Source organism: Neorhizobium galegae, assembly GCF_017877055.1.
GTDB classification, from domain to species: domain Bacteria; phylum Pseudomonadota; class Alphaproteobacteria; order Rhizobiales; family Rhizobiaceae; genus Neorhizobium; species Neorhizobium galegae_D.
This window is the reverse complement of record NZ_JAGIPG010000001.1, coordinates 1483307-1500848: the sequence shown is the minus strand read 5'-3', so window position 1 is coordinate 1500848 and position 17542 is coordinate 1483307. Positions and strand designations below refer to the sequence as shown.

Here is a 17542-nt window from a genome sequence, read left to right as displayed (position 1 = left end):
CGTCATCCGGGCGCGCCACCATCAAGGCTGCGACTAAGCGTCGTTATTGCCGAACAGCTTGGCCATGAAGCCGCCATTGGTGCCGCGGCCGGGGCGCTTGCCGTCCCACTTGGGCACGATCACCATATGGGTGATATCGCCGCGCTGGAAGGCTTTCAGGAACGCGCCGTAATCGGCAAAGGCGACGCAGCCGTGCGAGTCGCCGCGCACCCGCAGCAGGAAGCTGTGGGCCAGCAGGCCGGTGCGGCCCTGCGGGGCCCTGCCGTCGACCGGCGTCAGGCGGATCGCGGCGACGCCGTGAAACAGCGTTTCGCGCATCGACAGCTTGTAGGTGCCGGGCGGCGTCGGGCCGCGCATCGTCACATGCGTAAAGTTCGGGTTGTCGCGCATCTTGCCGATGCCGGAATGCGCCTCGAGCTTCGAGCCGTTCGGCATATAGACCATGCCGCCGGAAATATCGTAGACGGCGACTTTCGTGCCGATGCCGGGCCAGGCGGGTGCGGACTGCGACGGACGGGTCGGCTCCTCGCGCATCGGGTTGTCGGGCTTGGCGAAGGCGAGCGCCGTCGGCTTGTCGTTGCTGTCATCCGCCTTGGCAGGCTTTTGCGGCGCGACAGCTGCGATGGCCGCAAGTGCTGCCGGCTTGGCGGGCTTGTCGGCGGCCGACCCCGGACGGATCACCGGCAGCGGGCCGGCCTTCGGCAGGGCGTAGGAAGGCGCCGCGGGAACGGGCGCCTCGGCAACCGCGACTTCGCTCTCGTCGGTGCCTTCGTCCGTCTCTTCTTCCAGGGCGGTGTCTTCAAGCGCGGCCATCTCGACCGGCTTCATGTCCTTGAGCCCGGCAACGGTGGTGACCGTCTGGGCATCCTGGATCATATCCGGCAAGGTGCCGCTGGCGGCGCGGGGCGCCACGACGACGAGGCTTTCCATCGCAGGGCCGAGCACGGCACGGATGGCATTGGCGTCGGGGCGGGCTTTTTCGAGTGCGGCAAACCGCTGTTCGTATTCCTGATGCCGGGCGGCCTTGGCCATCGCGACGTTGAGCACCTGGCTGACGCTCGAAACATCCGGCTTGCGGGCTTCAAGCGCAGCGATATCGGCGCCAGCGAGGCGCTTGCCCTTCGGATTGGCGGGCGCACTGCCCGGCAGGCGGGAGAATTTCGAAACGTCGATTTCGCGCTCACGCGTTGCGACAGTGGGAGCGGCAAGACCGATCGGTTTCGCCAGTGCCGTTTCGAACTTTACATCGGAAGCCGACTTCACCGCCGTCGCCATGGTAACCATCGACGCACCCATCAGGGCGGCGACCGTCAGGCCGAAACCGACCGTGACATTGACCAGGAGAGAGCGGGATTTCTTGCGGCGTTGCGGAGCCTTGCCTGCCTGCCTGCCATTCACCGACGTCTGGACCGAACGCGCCATCACTCGTTACCCGAACCGTTACTCACACCGGCAGGCATCGCTTCCGCGAGACCGCCAACACAACCCTGACGAGCACTGAGCAAACGAAGCATTTGCTCACTGCCGCCTATCGACTGCATGTGAGGATGAACGATTATGGTAACCAATGTCTTTACGCCGCCCCGATTTGGTTTCGGTGGTGCACATAAAAGCGCATGCCGTCGGAAGTTTAACCGAATTGCGGCGACAGGGTGTCCCCCACGTCCCCAATTGAGGCTAGTCAAGCCAGCGACCGTTGCTGTTTAGCCACAAAATCTCATTCTTTCAAGGCTTGATACGATTTTTATACCAATTCCTTCCGCTGCCGCCGGAGGCCTTCGGCCGCATGTTGCGATAGCAGCACCTTGGCGACGTCCATGACCGCGCGGACCCGAGGTGTATACCGAAGCCTCTCATGGGTGATCAGCCAGATCTCCGCAGCGGGCGGCATGTCGGGGCGAAAGCAGTAAACCAGGTCGTCGTCGCTGGCCGCCACGAACTCCAAAACAGCCCTATTCCGAGCCCGCTGCGAATGCTCGACAGCGTTGCAGCGACCGAGTTCTGGCGGACCACGATCGCCCTCTCCGGATAGTTCTCCCGCACCCATAAAACCGCGAGGTGGTCCCTGATATGTGGGTGGATGGCGATCAATCACTGCCGATTGAGATCGTCGATATTCCGACCGAACAGCACCGACTATTGCACCGCGAAACATGTCGCCCTTGATCCTGCCCTCCACCCTTGGCATCCTGCAGCGATCCAGGAACCGGAGGACGACCGATGAAAGCGCTGCTCCTGATCGACATCCAGAACGGTTTTTGCCCGGGCGGCAACCTGCCCGTCGCCCATGGCGATGAAATCGTGCCGATTGCAAACCGGCTGATCGAGGACGGCGGTTATGATGTCATCGTCGCCTCGCAGGACTGGCACCCGGAAAACCACGGCAGTTTTGCCTCCCTGCATCCGGGCAAGAAGCCGTTCGACATGGGCGAGTTGTCCGGCCAGAAGCAGGTCATGTGGCCGGACCATTGCGTACAGGGCACGGCGGATGCGGAATTCCACCCTGACCTCAACGTCGAGGCCGTGGACTATATCCAGCAGAAGGGCGAGAACCCTGCGGTCGACAGCTATTCCGCCTTCCGCGACAACGACCAGGCCGCAATAACGGGCCTTGCCGGCTATCTGAGAGCCCAGCAGGTGACCGAACTCGATCTCTGCGGGCTTGCGACCGACTATTGTGTGAAATTCTCCGCTCTGGATGCCGTCGAGATGCTGCCGGGCGTAAAAGTGCGCGTCATTGAGGACGCCAGTCGTGGCATCGATCCGGAAGGCGTGAAGAGCGCCATTGCCGAGATGAGGGGCAAAGGCATCGGCATCGTTTCGAGCAAGGACATCCTCGCTGCCTGACCGCCCGAACCAGCTCGGCACAACCCGATGGTTCAGCGGAATCGATCGTTCCATCAGCCCAATTGAATTGCGCGAGGTCTCGCAGGGCTCTAAAGCCGGGGCGAAAAGGATTTCGTCAATGAATCGCAGCGAATTCAACCAGGGCCTGAGGGGCGGCCTCATCATCGCCCTGTCCTCGGCGCCTTTCGCGGTGCTGTTCGGCGCCGTGGCGAGCGACAACGGCCTCTCTGTCGTGGAAGCGGGCCTGATGAGTGCGACCGTCTACGCAGGCGCCAGCCAGCTCGTCGGCATCGAGCTTTTCGGCCACCACGTGGCACCGTGGTTGATCGTGCTCTCCGTATTCGCGGTCAATTTCCGCCACATCCTCTATTCGGCGGCGCTGACGCGGTTCATTACCCATTTTACGCCGCTCCAGAAATTCCTCACCTTCTTCGTGCTGACCGATCCGCAATTTGCCGAAGCCGTGAAGCGAGGCGAAAGCGGCCAGGGCGTTACCTTCCCCTGGTATATCGGCTTCGGCGCCGCGATCTATTTCCCCTGGCTGTTCTTCAGCGTCGTCGGTGCGTTTTTCGGGCGGATGATGGGCGATCCCCGTGCGCTTGCGATCGACGTGCTGCTGCCGGTCTATTTCCTCGGGCTGGTCATCGGCTTTCGCCGGAAGCCGGGTTTTTATCCCGTGGTGGTGGCGAGCGCGCTCGGCTCCGTGCTCGGCTATCATTTCGTCGGCTCGCCCTGGCATGTCAGCATCGGTGCCGCGGTCGGGGTCGTCGTCGCAGCTTTCCTGCCGCTGTCCACCGAGCCCGCGCCGATGACGGCCGCCGCCGAGACGGAGAGCTGATATGGCAGACCAGCTCTCGATGGACATGGTGGTTCTGATTCTCGCTGCAGCGGCCGCGACTTTCCTTACCCGCATCGGCGGTTATGTGCTGATCACCCGGATGAAGTCGATCCCGCCGCGCATGGAACAGGCGCTCAACGCCGTGCCGGCGGCTGTCCTGACGACGCTCGTCGCCCCCGCCTTCTTCAACGGCGGCTGGGACTTCAAGATCGCAATGCTGGCGGCACTGGTGGTCGGCATCCGATATCCGGGCCTCCTGCTGCTCGGCGCAGGCTGGGCGGCGGCGATGATCTGCCGCCACCTGCTTGGCTTCTGATTTCAGGCGTCCCTCATTCAGGAAAGAGGCTCGGTCGCTTTCACCAACCAGGCCTTGACTGCTTCGTCGTCGATCAGCGGCAGCAGCTTTTCGCGCACAGTGGCGTGGTAGCCGTCGAGCCAGCCGAGTTCCTCCGCCGTCATCAGCGCAGGCAGCACCAGACGGCGGTCGATCGGGCACCAGGTCAGCGTCTCGAAGGCGAGCATCGGCTGGTCCCCGCCGTCGATCTCTTCCGCCGCCTTCACATAGATGAGGTTTTCGATGCGGATGCCGAACGAGCCTGGCCGGTAATAGCCGGGCTCGTTGGACAGGATCATGCCGGGAAGCAGTTCCTGCGTCGCCAGCCGCGAGATCCGCTGCGGTCCTTCATGCACCGACAGATACGAGCCGACGCCATGGCCGGTGCCATGCGCATAGTCGCCGCCAGCCTTCCACAGCGCGATGCGGGCGAGCGGATCGAGATCGCAGCCGCGCGTGCCCTTGGGAAAACGCGCCGTGCTGATGCCGATCATGCCCTTCAGCACCAGGGTAAAGAATCGCTTGTGCTCTTCCGGAACGGCGCCGACCGCGACCGTGCGGGTGATGTCGGTCGTGCCGTTGACATACTGTGCGCCGGAATCGACGAGGAAAAGTTCGCCCGCTTCGAGCTTGCGGTTGGTCTCGGTCGTGACGCGGTAATGGATGACCGCGCCATGCTCGCCCGCACCCGAGATCGTCTCGAAGGAAATGTCCTTCAGCGGGTTCTGCATGGCCTGGCCGACGCGGTCGCGGGTCGCCTCCAGCGCCTTGACCGCGTCGATTTCGGTGATCGTTCCGGGTGCTTGGCTGTCGAGCCAATAGAGATATTCGACCATCGCCGCGCCATCCTGCAGATGCGCCTTTGCCGAGCCTTCGAGCTCCTCGCGGTTCTTGCAGGCACGTGGCAGCTTGGCCGGGTCGGTTCCCTCGACCACCTCGCCGCCTGCGGCCGTGATCGCCTTGGTGAGCGCGAGCGGCGTCAGGTCGGGATCGATCAGGATCTTTGCGCCATCCGCCGAGAAAGCCGCAAGACGGGAGAGGAATTCCGACGGCGGACGCTGCACCGCGATCTGCGCGAGATAGGCGGCCTGTTCGATGCCGGTCTTCATCCGGTCGAGGAAGATCTCGGCCTTGCCTTCCGCCGGAATGATGGCGCGCGATAGCGGATAGGGCGTGTGTGGAACGTCGTCGCCGCGGATGTTGAATATCCAGGCGACCGATGTCGGGTCGGCGATGACGACCGCGGCAGCCCCCTTCTCCTTCACCTGGCTCGCGATGGCAGCGATCTTCTCGCTCGCCAGCGTGCCGGCATATTCCTGTTTCTGGATCGAAACGGCGCCGAGCGGTTCGGCCGGCCGATCGCTCCAGATCGCATCGAGCGGATTGGCGTCGAGCAGCACCAGCGATCCGCCGATCTCGGCCAGCGCCTTTTCGAGCCGGCGCACTTCCGCGCCCGCATGCAGCCATGGGTCGATGCCGAGGCGAAGGCCCTTCGATCCATGGCGCGGCAGCCAGACATGCGGCGGCTCGTTGACGAGGTCGCCGGCGGTGAACACCGAACCGTCCACCTGTTCGGCAAGCTGGGTGACGTAACGTCCATCGACGAAAACGATAGCCTCACGCTGCGTGATGAGTGCCATGCCGGCCGATCCGGTGAAGCCGGTGAGCCAGGATAGGCGTTCGGCCGAGGCCGGCACGTATTCGCCCTGATATTCGTCCGCACGGGGGACGAGAAAACCGTCAATGCCGAGATCGGCGAATTTCGCCCGGAGCGCACTGACGCGATCACGGCCGAACTGCGGGGCGGACTTCACTTCGAAGGACTGGAACATGGGGTTGTTTTCCGGGCTGCCTGATTCCGAGAGGTTGAAACCATGTTAGCCGATCTTCGACGGACATTGCCAGCCGAGCCGCATGAGCGGCGATTGTGCATCTGCTCAACAGGTCTGGCGCAGATCTGTTCATCCTATGCAACAAACGCATACCACCAATGAGACAAGCCCTCTCACTGTGCAGTGCAGCAATCGCTATATTCACAACATCGAACGGGCGCCGAACAAGGCCCGTATCAAAAGGATAGCTTCCATGGCCAACTCTTTCTTCCGCAATGCCTTCAACCGGGTGGTCGAAGCTCGCGAGCGTCAGGTTGCCCGTTACGTCAACGGCGCTTTGCTGTCCCTCGACGATGAAACGCTGAAGGGCCTCGGCACCAGCCGCGAAGAACTGCGCCGCAAGGGCGCTCAAAGCTACGTATTCTGATTTTACGGCCGGCACGGGCTCTCCTCCCTCACCCGCCCCGGCTTCCAGGATACGAGGCCCGCTCGAGCAAATCCTCCCTCACGCTCGCGGGTAGATCAGTCCCAGAACTGATCGCAAGGCGGCACCAGTGGTGTCGCCTTTTTGCTGTCTGCACGAGGAGCCATGCAAAGAAATCAATGCTGCATTGCGAAATGGATTACCGACTGCGCAGATGGATCGTCACCCAGCCGTTGCGCCAGATGGTGCGGACATGGGCCAGGCGGACGCCGCTATAGGCGGCCAGCACCTTCCAGCGCTGTCCGGCCAGGATGCCGGACAGGATTACCGAACCGCCAGGCGCCAGATGTGCCGCCAGCTGCGGCGCCATCTTCATCAGCGGCCGCGCGAGAATGTTGGCGATGATCAGGTCGAACGGTCCCTCCCGATCAAACGCCGGCGAATGAAATCCCGGCGCCGTCTCCAGACGGATGCCGGTGGCGATGCCGTTGCGGCGGACGTTTTCACGGGCCACCCGCACCGCGACCGGATCGATGTCGGTAGCGAGCACCGGAATGTTGCGCAGCTTGCGTACGGCAATCGCCAGCACGCCGCTCCCGGTCCCGAGATCGAGTGCATTGCGGACCGGTCTTGCCCGCATCACGTCCTCGATCACTTCGAGGCAGCCGGCAGTCGTGCCGTGATGGCCAGTGCCGAAGGCCTGGCCCGCATCGATCTCGATGGCGATATCGTTGACCTTCACCTTGTCGCGGTCATGCGAGCCGTGGACGATGAACCGCCCGGCCCTCACCGGCTTCAGGCCTTCCAGCGACTTGGCGATCCAGTCGATATCCGGAATGACTTCCCTTTGGATTTCGAGAGCGGGAAAGGCCTGGGCAAGGCCCTCGGCGATACGCTCGCGCACCGCCTCCTCGTCCTCCGCCATCATGTAGACCGAGGCTTCCCAGATGTCTTTCTTTTCATCGACCTCGGTTGTGGCGATGGCGAAATCCTCCTCGCCGAAGACCTCCGACAGGATATCGAGGATCTCGGTCGCACCTCTTTCGGTGGACGTGACGTAAAGGCGGATTTCGCTCAAGGAAGGGTTCTCTCAGCTATTGATCGGTGGCGGAGAGGATTGCCACAGAAGCCATGTCGGCTTCAACGCCAAACGTATCAGCCCTTGATCAGATTTTCGAGCTTCTTGACCGCGACGTCGGGGTTTTCGCCGTAGGCAATGGTGCCGGCGAAGCGTCCGCCATTGTCGAGCAGGAAGACGGAAGCCGTATGATCCATCGTGTAATCGCCGTTCGGATCCTTCTCGTCGACCGGCACTTTCTTGAAATAGACCTTGAAGCCCTTGGCCATCTCCTGAACCTTGGCCGGCGGGCCGGAAATGCCCTTCACCCGGTCGGTGACATTCGAAACATACTGGCCGAGCAGTTCCGGGCTGTCGCGTTCCGGATCGATGCTGACGAAATATCCATTGAGTTTCGTGCCGTCCGGATCGACCTTGTGCAGCCAGCCGTTAAGCTCGAACAGCGTCGTCGGGCAGACTTCCGGGCAATGGGTGAAGCCGAAGAACAGCGCCGTGGGCTTGTCCTGAAACGCTTTTTCGGTGATCGGCTGGCCGTTCTGGGCCACGAGCTGGAACGGTACGCCGAAGGGACCTTCAGCAAGCTGCTGTTTCGAACGCGTGAACGTCAGCGTCAGCGTGACCAGCACGCCCGCCAATGCAACGACGGCGATCCACAGAACGATTCGAAAGCTCTTCATCGGTATCTCTTCAGCTCAGGCCTGGTTGACGGAGCGATAGACCCGAGCCGCCGGACACGCAATTCAAGAAGTTGTTTTCGAATGACATCGCGCTGATTTGTCCCAACGATACGGCAGCGGTCAGAAACACCAGGAAAGACCGCTTTCACCGAGCGTCAGCAGAATGGAAGAGCCGAACCGGAGCCAGCCATAAAAGGCGACGCCGCCGAGCCCGAGCAAGACCAGGCTTACGGCGGTGATCAGCGGCAGGCGGTAACCGTCGACAGTGCGATCCATGGTGTTCAATCTACAATCTTTTCCGCCATTCCGGAAGGTCGGCACAACCTCCAAACATGCTTAGCGTAAGATTAATACCTGTCTGAGATCTTATAAAGGCGAAGATGGTTCACGAATCGTTGCGGCAAAGTGGAGGTGAGGATGCAGACGCATCGCACCCGGGGGCCGCGATCTCGCCAGGACCACCAAAGACATGACGTCGCCGATATCGGCTCGCTCCCTGTTTCCATCTCTATCCGAAAGCCTGCCGGACATGTCCGGCGCCGGGAGGAATTTCAACAGCATGACGGCAACACCCATTCGCAAGACACTCTCGGTCAATCACCGACTATGGACCCTGGCAGGATCCGCCTTTGCCGGTATCGGCGCCATGCTGCTTGTCGGCTGGTACGAGGGCCGCCAGGTTGACGAAGCGCTGCAGCGCGCCACCGAGGTCCGGCAGCATGTGGATACCGTCAACGGCATGCGCATCGCCAACCTGGAGCTCGTTCTGGCGGCGATGGACACGATCGTCGATCGCGACGACAAACGCGTCGATCCTGCCCGGCTGAAGGCGATGGCGGACTCCATCGACAAGCTGAAAAGCTCCTCGGGCGACCTGAAGAAACTCGCGGCCGAAATCGGCAATCCGGGCGTCGTCTCAAGTTTCGAAACGGATCTCGCGACTGTTTCGACGGCGATCCAGGTCGATCTCAGAAAAATGGTCGAAACGGGCGCGCCCGACGAAGCCTATGACAAGATCGACGACGTCATCGACGGTGCCGGCGAACGGGTCGGCACGACGCTCGAGACAGCGGCCGTCGCGGGCGAGAAGCTTGTCAGCAACCGCGTCCACGAGGCAAACACGCTTTCCTCGAAAGCGCTTTATGTGCAGCTTGGCTTCGGCTTGATCGCACTGGTCGCCATGGCGATCCTGCAGAGCGTTCATGGCGGCGCCATCCGGCGCGGCATAGACGGCGTCCGCGCCAGCATGCAGCGGATCATCGGCGGCGACTACAAGACCCCCGTGCCCGGCATCGACCGCGGCGACGAGATCGGCGAGATGGCGCGCGCCACCGATATCTTCCGGCTTGCGGCCGTGGAGCGCCAGACCCTGGAGAACAGCCTGGACGACGAACGTCGCCGGAACGAGACCCAGCGGCAGGCGAGCGAGTCGGAACAGAGGGCCGAAGCCCAGGCGCTCCAGTACGCGGTCGATTCGCTTGCGAGCGCGCTCAACCGTCTCTCCGAAGGCGACCTCGCAGCTGCCCTCGATCGTCCCTTCCGCGGAGATCTCGAGCGCCTGCGCACCGACTTCAACCGGGTCGTCGAGCGTCTGCGCCACATCATGACCGAGGTTGCCAACAGCTCCAGCTCCATCGGTGCCAACGCCAACCAGATGCGCTCCGCTGCCGACGACCTGGCGAAGCGGACCGAGAAGCAGGCGGCCTCGCTCGAGGAAACATCGGCAGCCCTCGAAGAAATCACGGCGACCGTACGCAACGCCACCAGCCGCGCCGAAGAGGCGACCCAGATGGTGAGCCATGCCAAGGACTATACGGAACAGTCCGCCAGCGTGGTGCGGGATGCCACCGCCGCCATGGGGCGGATCGAGGGTGCCACCGCCGAGATCGGCAAGATCATCAACGTCATCGACGAAATCGCCTTCCAGACCAATCTTCTGGCACTCAACGCCGGGGTCGAAGCGGCCCGTGCGGGCGAGGCCGGCAAGGGTTTTGCAGTGGTCGCCCAGGAAGTGCGCGAGCTCGCCGGGCGTGCAGCCGGCGCCGCCAAGGACATCAAGGCGCTGGTCACCCGCTCCAACCAGGAGGTCAAGACCGGCGTCGATCTGGTCAAGGCAACCGGCGACGCCCTGACGCGGATTGGCGACGATGTGCTGAAAATCAATGATCACGTTCACGCGATTTTCACTTCTGCGCGCGAACAATCGACCGGACTAACCGAGATCAACATGGCGATCGGCCAGATGGACCAAGCAACGCAACAGAATGCCGCAATGGTGGAGCAGAGCACTGCTGCCAGCCATTCGCTGGCCAGCGATGCCGAAAACCTCAACCAGCTGATCAGCCATTTCCAGATCCGTGGAGGCAATGGCCCGCGCGCCGTCGAGGCAGCAGGCGCTTCCACGCCACCCAAACCATCGCCCGCACTCAACTTGATGAACAAGCTCGCGGGAGCCTTCAGCAATAGCCCCACCTCCGCCAAGCCGAAGGCCGTGGGATCCTCAGACAAATGGGAAGAGTTCTGACATGAGCAATGCCATCAAGCAGTCCGGCGCCTACCTTGAAATCGTCTCCTTCCATCTCGGAGACCAGGAATTCTGCATCGATATCATGGCGATCCGCGAAATCCGCGGCTGGGCGCCGGTGACCCCGATGCCGCACACCCCGCCTTACGTGCTCGGTCTCATCAACCTGCGCGGCGCGGTGATCCCGGTCATCGACATGGCCTGCCGTCTCGGCATGAAGATGACCGAACCGTCGGAACGCTCCGCGATCATCGTCACCGACATCGCCGGCAAGCTGGTCGGCCTTTTGGTCGAGCAGGTTTCCGACATGATGACCATTCGTGGGGAAGACCTGCAGCCGGCCCCGGAAATCATCCCGGAAGCCCAGCGCGCTTTCTGCCGCGGCATCGTCGCGCTCGAAAAGACCATGGTCTGCTTCCTGAATCTCGACACCGTCATCGCCGACGAACTCGCGCGCGAAGCCGCGTAATCTGCGGCGCAAAAAAGTTCGAAACTATGACCAGATCTCCCGTTACACGCAGATGTGACGGGAGATTAACTTATTGTAATCATTGCTTATTTGTAATAATTTTAAACGGAACCGAGGAAGCAAGTCGACGTTCTCCTGCCGCAAACGCCCAACCGGATCGCTTCAAAAGCTCTTCGGCTGGTTTACCCAAGATAGGAGAATGACCATGAACAAGGCTTTTGCTCTCGCAGTCCTGATGTCCGCCGCCACGATGGGAACCGCCTATGCCCGCGATATGGGCATGACGGCAAAACCCGCCGGCGACGTCGCCATCGTCTTTACCAACCCTGAACTCGACGACAGCGCAAAGCGGCTGGACGTTCCGGACGCCTTCATCCACCCGGATCAGGCCACCATCCAGAAGGCCCAGAACGAAGTGAAGACCGACCGCGCGCTGCGCGCCGATCTTCTGAGCCAGAACGTCGAACTCAACAACGTCGTGGCGATCGACACCGCCGCCGACGGCAGCCGGACCGTCTACGTCCGCTGATTCGCCCACCATTCCCGACGGATTTCAAAACCGGGTTCGCTTGCCGAGTCCGGTTTTGTCGTTTTGCCGGCCATCCTGTTGACCTCAGTCACACCGCATGACTGTATTCGCCGTAAGGATGCAGCATGCTCTGCATCCTCACGCTTTGGGAGGAGCGCGCTTGAGCGACAGAGTTGACGCCATCGTGGTAGGTGCCGGCCTTTCGGGCCTCGTCGCCGCGACCGAACTTGCAGATGCCGGCCGCTCTGTCGTCATCTTCGATCAGGAGCCGGAACAAAACCTTGGAGGCCAGGCCTTCTGGTCGCTCGGCGGGCTGTTCCTGGTCGATTCCCCCGAGCAGCGGCGGATGGGCATCCGCGATTCGCTCGATCTCGCCTGGCAGGACTGGCTGGGCACCGCCGGCTTCGACCGCGAGGAGGACCACTGGCCGCGGATGTGGGCGGAAGCCTATGTCGCCTTCGCAGCCGGGGAGAAGCGCGCCTGGCTCAGGCAGATGGGCCACCGCATCTTCCCCATCGTCGGCTGGGCCGAGCGTGGCGGCGGCTCGGCGACCTCGCACGGCAATTCCGTGCCGCGATTCCACACCACCTGGGGCACCGGCCCCGGCGTCGTCGAACCCTTCGAACGGCGGGCGCGCGAGGCGGAAAAGAACGGAAAGATCCGCTTCCTCTGGCGGCACCGGGTCGACAATCTGGTGAAGACCGGAAAGGCCGTGACTGGCGTTGCAGGCACAATCCTCAAGGCGAGCACGGCCGAGCGTGGCGAGGAGACATCCAGGACACCTGTCGGTGACTTCGAGCTCAGCGCGCCGATCGTCATCGTCGCTTCGGGCGGCATCGGCGGCAACCAGGACCTGGTGCGGCAGATGTGGCCGGCAAGGCTGGGCAAGCCGCCTGCCTTCATGGTCTCGGGCGTGCCGAAACACGTGGACGGGCGGATGATCGGCATCACCCGGACAGCCGGCGGGCAGGTAATCAACCGCGACCGCATGTGGCACTATACCGAAGGCCTGCGGAACTGGAACCCGATCTGGCAAAACCATGGCATTCGCATCCTGCCCGGCCCCTCCTCGCTGTGGTTCGACGCGACGGGCAAGCGCCTGCCAGCCCCTTTTTATCCCGGTTACGATACGCTGGGCACCCTGCAGCACCTCATGGCGACCGGCTATGACTACAGCTGGTTCGTGCTGAACCAGAGCATCATCCGCAAGGAATTCGCGCTCTCCGGCTCGGAACAGAACCCGGACCTCACCGGCCGGGACTGGAAGCTGACGGCGAAACGGGCGATCGGCAGGAAGGCGACCGGGCCGGTGGAGGCCTTCAAGGAACATGGCGAGGACTTCGTGATCGCCGACAGCCTTGCCGAGCTGATAGCCGGCATGAACCGGCTCGCGGGCAGCAATCTTCTGGACATTGCACAAATCGAGCGCGAGATATTGGCCCGCGACGGCCAGGTGGCCAATCCCTTTGCCAAGGACGCACAGATCATGGGCATCCACAACGCCCGCCGCTCGCTTGGCGAAAAGCTGGTACGCACCGCAAGACCCCACCGTATTCTCGATCCGGCGCACGGACCGCTGATCGCGGTGAGACTGAATATCCTGACGCGCAAGACGCTGGGAGGGATCGAGACGGACCTCTCGGCCCGCGTGCTCGGCGAGAACGGAGAAGCGATCCCGGGGCTCTATGCCGTCGGCGAGGCCGCGGGTTTCGGCGGTGGCGGCATGCACGGGTATCGGGCGCTGGAAGGCACCTTTCTCGGCGGCTGCCTGTTCTCCGGCCGCAATGCCGGCCGGGCGGCCGCGGCCGCCCTCACCTGAGGCCGATTACGGCTTGGGCTTGCCGTTCTTCCAGGTGACGTTCTGGTTATAAAGCGGAACGGTCGAGATCGCCATCTTGGCCGAGCCGTCGGTGAGTTCGCGCGTGTGGACGAGATAGATCAGCGTGTCGTTGGCCTTGTCGTAGATCCGGTTGACGACCAGCGTCTTCCAGATCAGCGACATGCCCTCGCGAAACACCTCGTCGCCATCCTTGGAGAGATCGATATTGCCGATCTCGATCGGGCCGGTCTGGCGGCAGGCGATCGAATTGTTGGACGGGTCCTCGAACCAGTTACCGTTCTTCAGCCGGTCGATGATGCCGCGTTCGAAATAGGTCACGTGGCAGGTGACGCCTTTCACTTGCGGATCGGCGACCGCCTCGACGATGATGTCGTTGCCGATCCAGTCGACGCCGACTTCGCCAACCACTTCGGCGGAGGCGGGTGCGGCAAGCCCACCGAGCGAAAGAGCGGCGGCAGATGCAAGGCAGGCAAGGCGATTCATGGGCTTCAGCTCCGGTAAACGATCCGTGATCTGAGATAAGGATTGCCGGAGCGGAAACAAGCAGGCGCTTGGCCGAACTCCTATTTCATCCGGCAGGTACAGGGCGCGTAACCGCCTGAAAACAGCCGCCCGACCTTCATGCCGATCGCCTCCGGAATGTCGCGGACATGCGGTACCGAAAGGGATTTGGCGATCGCGATCGTCGCCAGCGCGCAGACGGCAGCATCCTCCGCCGCATTGTGATGGGCAAACCTGAGGCCGAGATGCTGGGCAAGGACGTTGAGCTTGTGCGAGCCGAGATGCGGCCAGACCTTCTGCGACATCTTTACGCTGCAGAGATAGGAAAGCTCCGGATAGCTCTGCCGATAGACGTCGAGGCAGGCTCGCCAGACACTGAAATCGAACGCCGCATTATGGGCGATCATCGTCGCGCCGCGAAAATCGTCCGCAAATTCGTCCATGACCTCGGGAAACTCGCCGGCATCCTCGACATGTTCCGGCCGGATGCCATGGATCGCCACGTTGAAGGAAGAAAACCGCATGTCCTTCGGGCGGATCAACCGTTCTTCCACCCGCACCACCTCGTCGTCCTCCAGCCAGGCAAGCCCGACGGAACAGGCGCTGCCGCGCTGCTCGTTGGCGGTCTCGAAATCGATGGCGATGGTTTTCAAGGGCGCGTTCCGGATGAGGGTCGGAGAACTTCTACAGGTGGGAATTCGATTCGGCAAAGACCACCAGCGCTTTCACGCCTCTTGACGCCTCGGCGCTTGTTTGAGACCTTGTCGGCCATGACCCGTTTCGCCGCCCACATGCATCTCACCGTGACCATTCACCCTGCAGGGTGCGTGGCGGTCTTGGCGCGTTAACCGGTCATCCGTCCACCCAACCCTGTCCGATATGGCAGGGTTCGGGGTTTCCGCTCTGCCTCGGCGAAAAACCAAGGAGAGCAAGATGAAGATAGCCGACGAAATCCAGGAGAAACCACCCCGACCGTCGAGGCTGGAAGGCCTTGAGGTTCGTGCCTTGCGCGTGACGGACGTCGAGGCCGTCAACGCATTGGCCAACATGCCCGGTTACCGCTACGGAACCCTGCGGCTGCCGCACGCACGCTTGGAAGAGACCCGCAAATGGGTCGAGAGCCCGACGCCTGGAAGCATCGCGCTGGTGGCCACCTACGAGGGCCAGATCGTCGGCAACGGCGGCATCAACCGGTTTCAGGGTCGGCGGAGCCACGCGGCTGGCATCGGCATGGGCGTGCACGACGGCTTTGTCGGACGCGGGGTGGGCAGCGCCCTGCTCGGCGAGATGGTGCAGGTGGCGGACGACTGGCTGGATATCCGCCGGCTCGAACTGACCGTCTACACCGACAACGAGGCAGCCATCGCGCTCTACCGGAAATTCGGCTTCGAGGTGGAAGGCCATTTCAAACAATTCGCCTTCCGCGAAGGACGATATGTCGATGCCTATTCGATGGCGCGGCTTAAGGACGTGACCGCCCTTACCCGATAAAGGCGAGCCATTCGTCCTCGTCCATCACCTGGACGCCGAGTTCCCTTGCCTTGTCGAGCTTGGAGCCGGCGCCCGGGCCGGCGACCACATAGTCGGTCTTCTTGGAGACCGACCCCGCCACCTTGGCGCCAAGACTTTCTGCCCTTGCCTTGGCTTCGTCGCGGGTGAATTTTTCGAGCGAGCCGGTGAAGACGACCGTCTTGCCGGCAACCACGCTGTTGCTCGCGGCGATCTGTTCAGCAGCCTGCGGCGTCACCTCTTCGAGAAGCCGGGTGATGACCTCGACATTGCGCGGCTCCTTGAAGAACTCGACGATGGCGCGCGCCATCACCTCGCCAATGCCCTCGATATTATTGAGATCGTCCCAGGCATCGCCGGAAAGCTCGGCCGCATCCTGCATGGCCTTGGCAAAGGCCTCATAGGTCCCGTAGGCGCGGGCGAGCAGCTTGGCGGTGGTCTCGCCCACATGGCGGATGCCGAGCGCGTAGATGAAGCGATGGAGCGCGATCTCGCGCCGCTCGTCGATCGCGTCGAACAGTTTCTTGACGCTGACCTTGCCGAAGCCCTCGATATTTTCGAGCTTGGTAAGCGTCGATCCCTCCTGTCGCCGCTTCAGCGTAAAAATATCCGGCGCGGTGCGGATCTTCAGCGCCTCGTCTTCCGCCTCGAAGAAGAAATCGATCTGCTTGGAACCGAGGCCCTCGATATCGAAGGCGTTGCGGGAGACGAAATGTTTGAGATGTTCGGTCGCCTGCGCCCGACAGACGAAACCGCCGGTGCAGCGGGTGACCGAATCGAGCTTGCCGGTCTTTTCGTTGCGCTCCCGCACCGCATGGCTGTCGCAAACCGGGCAGCGCTTCGGGAATTCGTAAGGCACGGCTTCCGCAGGGCGTTTCTCCATCACCACGTCGAGCACCTGAGGGATGACATCCCCTGCCCGCTGGACGATGACGGTGTCGCCGACACGGATATCGTGATCCGGCTCGCGGATCGGTTCGCCTGAGTTGCCGAGCCCCTTGATATAGTCCTCGTTGTGCAGTGTCGCGTTGGTGACGACCACACCGCCGACCGTGACCGGCGTCAGGCGCGCGACCGGTGTCAGCGCGCCGGTGCGGCCGACCTGGATGTCGATGCGCTCAACATGCGTAAAAGCCTGTTCGGCCGGGAATTTATGGGCCGTCGCCCAGCGTGGCGAACGCGAGCGAAAACCGAGCCGCGCCTGCAGGTCGAGCCTGTCGACCTTGTAGACGACGCCGTCGATCTCATAGTTGAGGTCCGGGCGCTTGAGGCCGATATCCTTGTAATGGGCGATGATATCCTCGACCGCGGAAAGCCGCTTCATCAGCGGATTGACCGGAAAACCCCAGTCCCTGAATTTTTCGACCATGCCCATCTGGGTATCGGCCGGCATTTCCGACATCTCGCCCCAGGCATAGGCGAAGAATTTCAGGTTGCGGCTGGCGGTCACCTTGGCGTCGAGCTGGCGCAGCGACCCTGCCGCCGTGTTGCGCGGGTTGACATAGGTCTGCTTGCCCTCCGCCGCCATCTTCTCGTTGAGCGCCAGGAAGTCGCTCTTCGTCATATAGACCTCGCCGCGCACCTCGACGACATCGGGCACGCCTGCGGGTAAGCGGTTAGGGATTTCCTTGATGGTCTTGATGTTTTCGGTGACGTTCTCGCCGGTCGTGCCATCGCCGCGGGTGGCGGCATTGACGAGCCGGCCGTTTTCGTAGCGGATCGACATGGAGAGCCCATCGATCTTCGGCTCGGCGGTAAAGGCGATTGATCCATCCGGGAGCTGGCCGAGGAACCGGTAGACGGAGGAGACGAAATCCCGCACGTCGTCGTCGGAGAACGTGTTGTCGAGCGACAGCATCGGCCGTGAATGGGTAATCGCCGCGAATGTCGGCAGGGGTGCTGCGCCGACCCGGATGGACGGGCTGTCGGCGCGGATCAGCTGCGGAAACCGCTTCTCGATCGCGTCGTTACGCCGCTTCAGCGCGTCGTAATCCGCATCCGAAATCCGCGGCGCATCATGGCCGTGATAGAGCTCGTCATTGCGGGCAATCTCGGCCGCCAGATAGGCGAGCTCGGCTGCGGCCTGTTCTTCGGTCAGGTTTTCGACGGGCGTCTGTTCGGCGGGCATGATCAGAGACTC

The 17542-nt window shown here is 62.5% G+C and carries 18 protein-coding genes; 10 read left to right on the top strand and 8 right to left on the bottom strand.

Annotated features, from left to right (window positions below; translation table 11 throughout):
* Positions 1-33 precede the first annotated feature (33 nt).
* Positions 34-1422, bottom strand: a complete 1389-nt coding sequence (locus J2857_RS06960) for a DUF2778 domain-containing protein (RefSeq protein WP_210009309.1) — start codon at positions 1420-1422, stop codon at positions 34-36.
* A gap of 433 nt (positions 1423-1855) precedes the next feature.
* On the opposite strand from J2857_RS06960, the gene J2857_RS06955 reads away from it, so the two are divergent.
* The 4 genes from J2857_RS06955 (at position 1856) to J2857_RS06940 (ending at position 4001) form a co-directional block, all read left to right on the top strand.
* Positions 1856-2032 (top strand): hypothetical protein, encoded by a 177-nt coding sequence (locus J2857_RS06955; RefSeq protein ID WP_210009307.1) that lies wholly within the window; start codon positions 1856-1858, stop codon positions 2030-2032.
* Between the two features lie 188 nt (positions 2033-2220).
* On the top strand, positions 2221-2847 hold the full coding sequence (pncA, locus tag J2857_RS06950) for a bifunctional nicotinamidase/pyrazinamidase (RefSeq protein ID WP_210009306.1): 627 nt from the start codon (positions 2221-2223) through the stop codon (positions 2845-2847).
* Between the two features lie 118 nt (positions 2848-2965).
* Positions 2966-3685 carry an AzlC family ABC transporter permease gene (locus J2857_RS06945; protein ID WP_210009305.1) on the top strand — a complete coding sequence of 240 codons (720 nt, stop codon included), beginning with the start codon at positions 2966-2968 and terminating at the stop codon, positions 3683-3685.
* Position 3686: 1 nt separating this feature from the next.
* Complete coding sequence (locus J2857_RS06940; RefSeq protein ID WP_210009304.1) at positions 3687-4001, top strand: AzlD family protein; 315 nt, start codon at positions 3687-3689, stop codon at positions 3999-4001.
* 17 nt (positions 4002-4018) lie between these two features.
* Here the strand turns inward: J2857_RS06940 and J2857_RS06935 are convergent, their stop codons facing one another.
* Positions 4019-5851, bottom strand: coding sequence for an aminopeptidase P family protein (locus J2857_RS06935; RefSeq protein WP_210009303.1), 1833 nt, complete (start codon positions 5849-5851; stop codon positions 4019-4021).
* 253 nt (positions 5852-6104) lie between these two features.
* On the opposite strand from J2857_RS06935, the gene J2857_RS06930 reads away from it, so the two are divergent.
* The gene (locus J2857_RS06930) at positions 6105-6278 is read left to right on the top strand and encodes a hypothetical protein (RefSeq protein WP_046607519.1); all 174 of its coding nucleotides are present in this window, start codon (positions 6105-6107) and stop codon (positions 6276-6278) included.
* Between the two features lie 196 nt (positions 6279-6474).
* On the opposite strand, the gene J2857_RS06925 is transcribed toward J2857_RS06930, so the two are convergent.
* From J2857_RS06925 to J2857_RS06915, 3 genes are all read right to left on the bottom strand, one after another.
* Positions 6475-7353 (bottom strand): 50S ribosomal protein L11 methyltransferase, encoded by an 879-nt coding sequence (locus J2857_RS06925; protein ID WP_210009302.1) that lies wholly within the window; start codon positions 7351-7353, stop codon positions 6475-6477.
* 77 nt (positions 7354-7430) lie between these two features.
* Entirely contained in the window at positions 7431-8030 is a 600-nt protein-coding gene (locus tag J2857_RS06920; RefSeq protein ID WP_210009300.1) for an SCO family protein, read from the bottom strand.
* A 120-nt stretch (positions 8031-8150) separates the two neighbouring features.
* Positions 8151-8306: a hypothetical protein gene (locus J2857_RS06915; RefSeq protein WP_210009299.1), complete on the bottom strand. Its 156-nt coding sequence runs from the start codon at positions 8304-8306 to the stop codon at positions 8151-8153.
* Between the two features lie 283 nt (positions 8307-8589).
* Between J2857_RS06915 and J2857_RS06910 the strand changes: the two genes are divergently transcribed.
* The 4 genes from J2857_RS06910 to J2857_RS06895 all read left to right on the top strand — a co-directional run bounded on the left by J2857_RS06910 (position 8590) and on the right by J2857_RS06895 (position 13371).
* Positions 8590-10554 (top strand): methyl-accepting chemotaxis protein, encoded by a 1965-nt coding sequence (locus tag J2857_RS06910; protein WP_210009298.1) that lies wholly within the window; start codon positions 8590-8592, stop codon positions 10552-10554.
* A gap of 1 nt (position 10555) precedes the next feature.
* Complete coding sequence (locus J2857_RS06905) at positions 10556-11023, top strand: chemotaxis protein CheW (protein WP_046607492.1); 468 nt, start codon at positions 10556-10558, stop codon at positions 11021-11023.
* A gap of 205 nt (positions 11024-11228) precedes the next feature.
* Positions 11229-11552 (top strand): hypothetical protein, encoded by a 324-nt coding sequence (locus tag J2857_RS06900; protein WP_210009297.1) that lies wholly within the window; start codon positions 11229-11231, stop codon positions 11550-11552.
* A 160-nt stretch (positions 11553-11712) separates the two neighbouring features.
* Positions 11713-13371 carry an FAD-binding dehydrogenase gene (locus J2857_RS06895; RefSeq protein ID WP_210009296.1) on the top strand — a complete coding sequence of 553 codons (1659 nt, stop codon included), beginning with the start codon at positions 11713-11715 and terminating at the stop codon, positions 13369-13371.
* Between the two features lie 6 nt (positions 13372-13377).
* Here the strand turns inward: J2857_RS06895 and J2857_RS06890 are convergent, their stop codons facing one another.
* Positions 13378-13875, bottom strand: coding sequence for a CreA family protein (locus tag J2857_RS06890; protein WP_210009295.1), 498 nt, complete (start codon positions 13873-13875; stop codon positions 13378-13380).
* Positions 13876-13955: 80 nt separating this feature from the next.
* On the bottom strand, positions 13956-14546 hold the full coding sequence (locus J2857_RS06885; protein WP_210009293.1) for a 3'-5' exonuclease: 591 nt from the start codon (positions 14544-14546) through the stop codon (positions 13956-13958).
* A 280-nt stretch (positions 14547-14826) separates the two neighbouring features.
* Between J2857_RS06885 and J2857_RS06880 the strand changes: the two genes are divergently transcribed.
* Positions 14827-15384: a GNAT family N-acetyltransferase gene (locus J2857_RS06880; RefSeq protein ID WP_210009291.1), complete on the top strand. Its 558-nt coding sequence runs from the start codon at positions 14827-14829 to the stop codon at positions 15382-15384.
* On the opposite strand, the gene ligA is transcribed toward J2857_RS06880, so the two are convergent.
* The gene (gene ligA / locus J2857_RS06875) at positions 15374-17530 is read right to left on the bottom strand and encodes an NAD-dependent DNA ligase LigA (RefSeq protein ID WP_210009289.1); all 2157 of its coding nucleotides are present in this window, start codon (positions 17528-17530) and stop codon (positions 15374-15376) included. The genes J2857_RS06880 and ligA overlap by 11 nt on opposite strands.
* Positions 17531-17542: the final 12 nt, after the last annotated feature.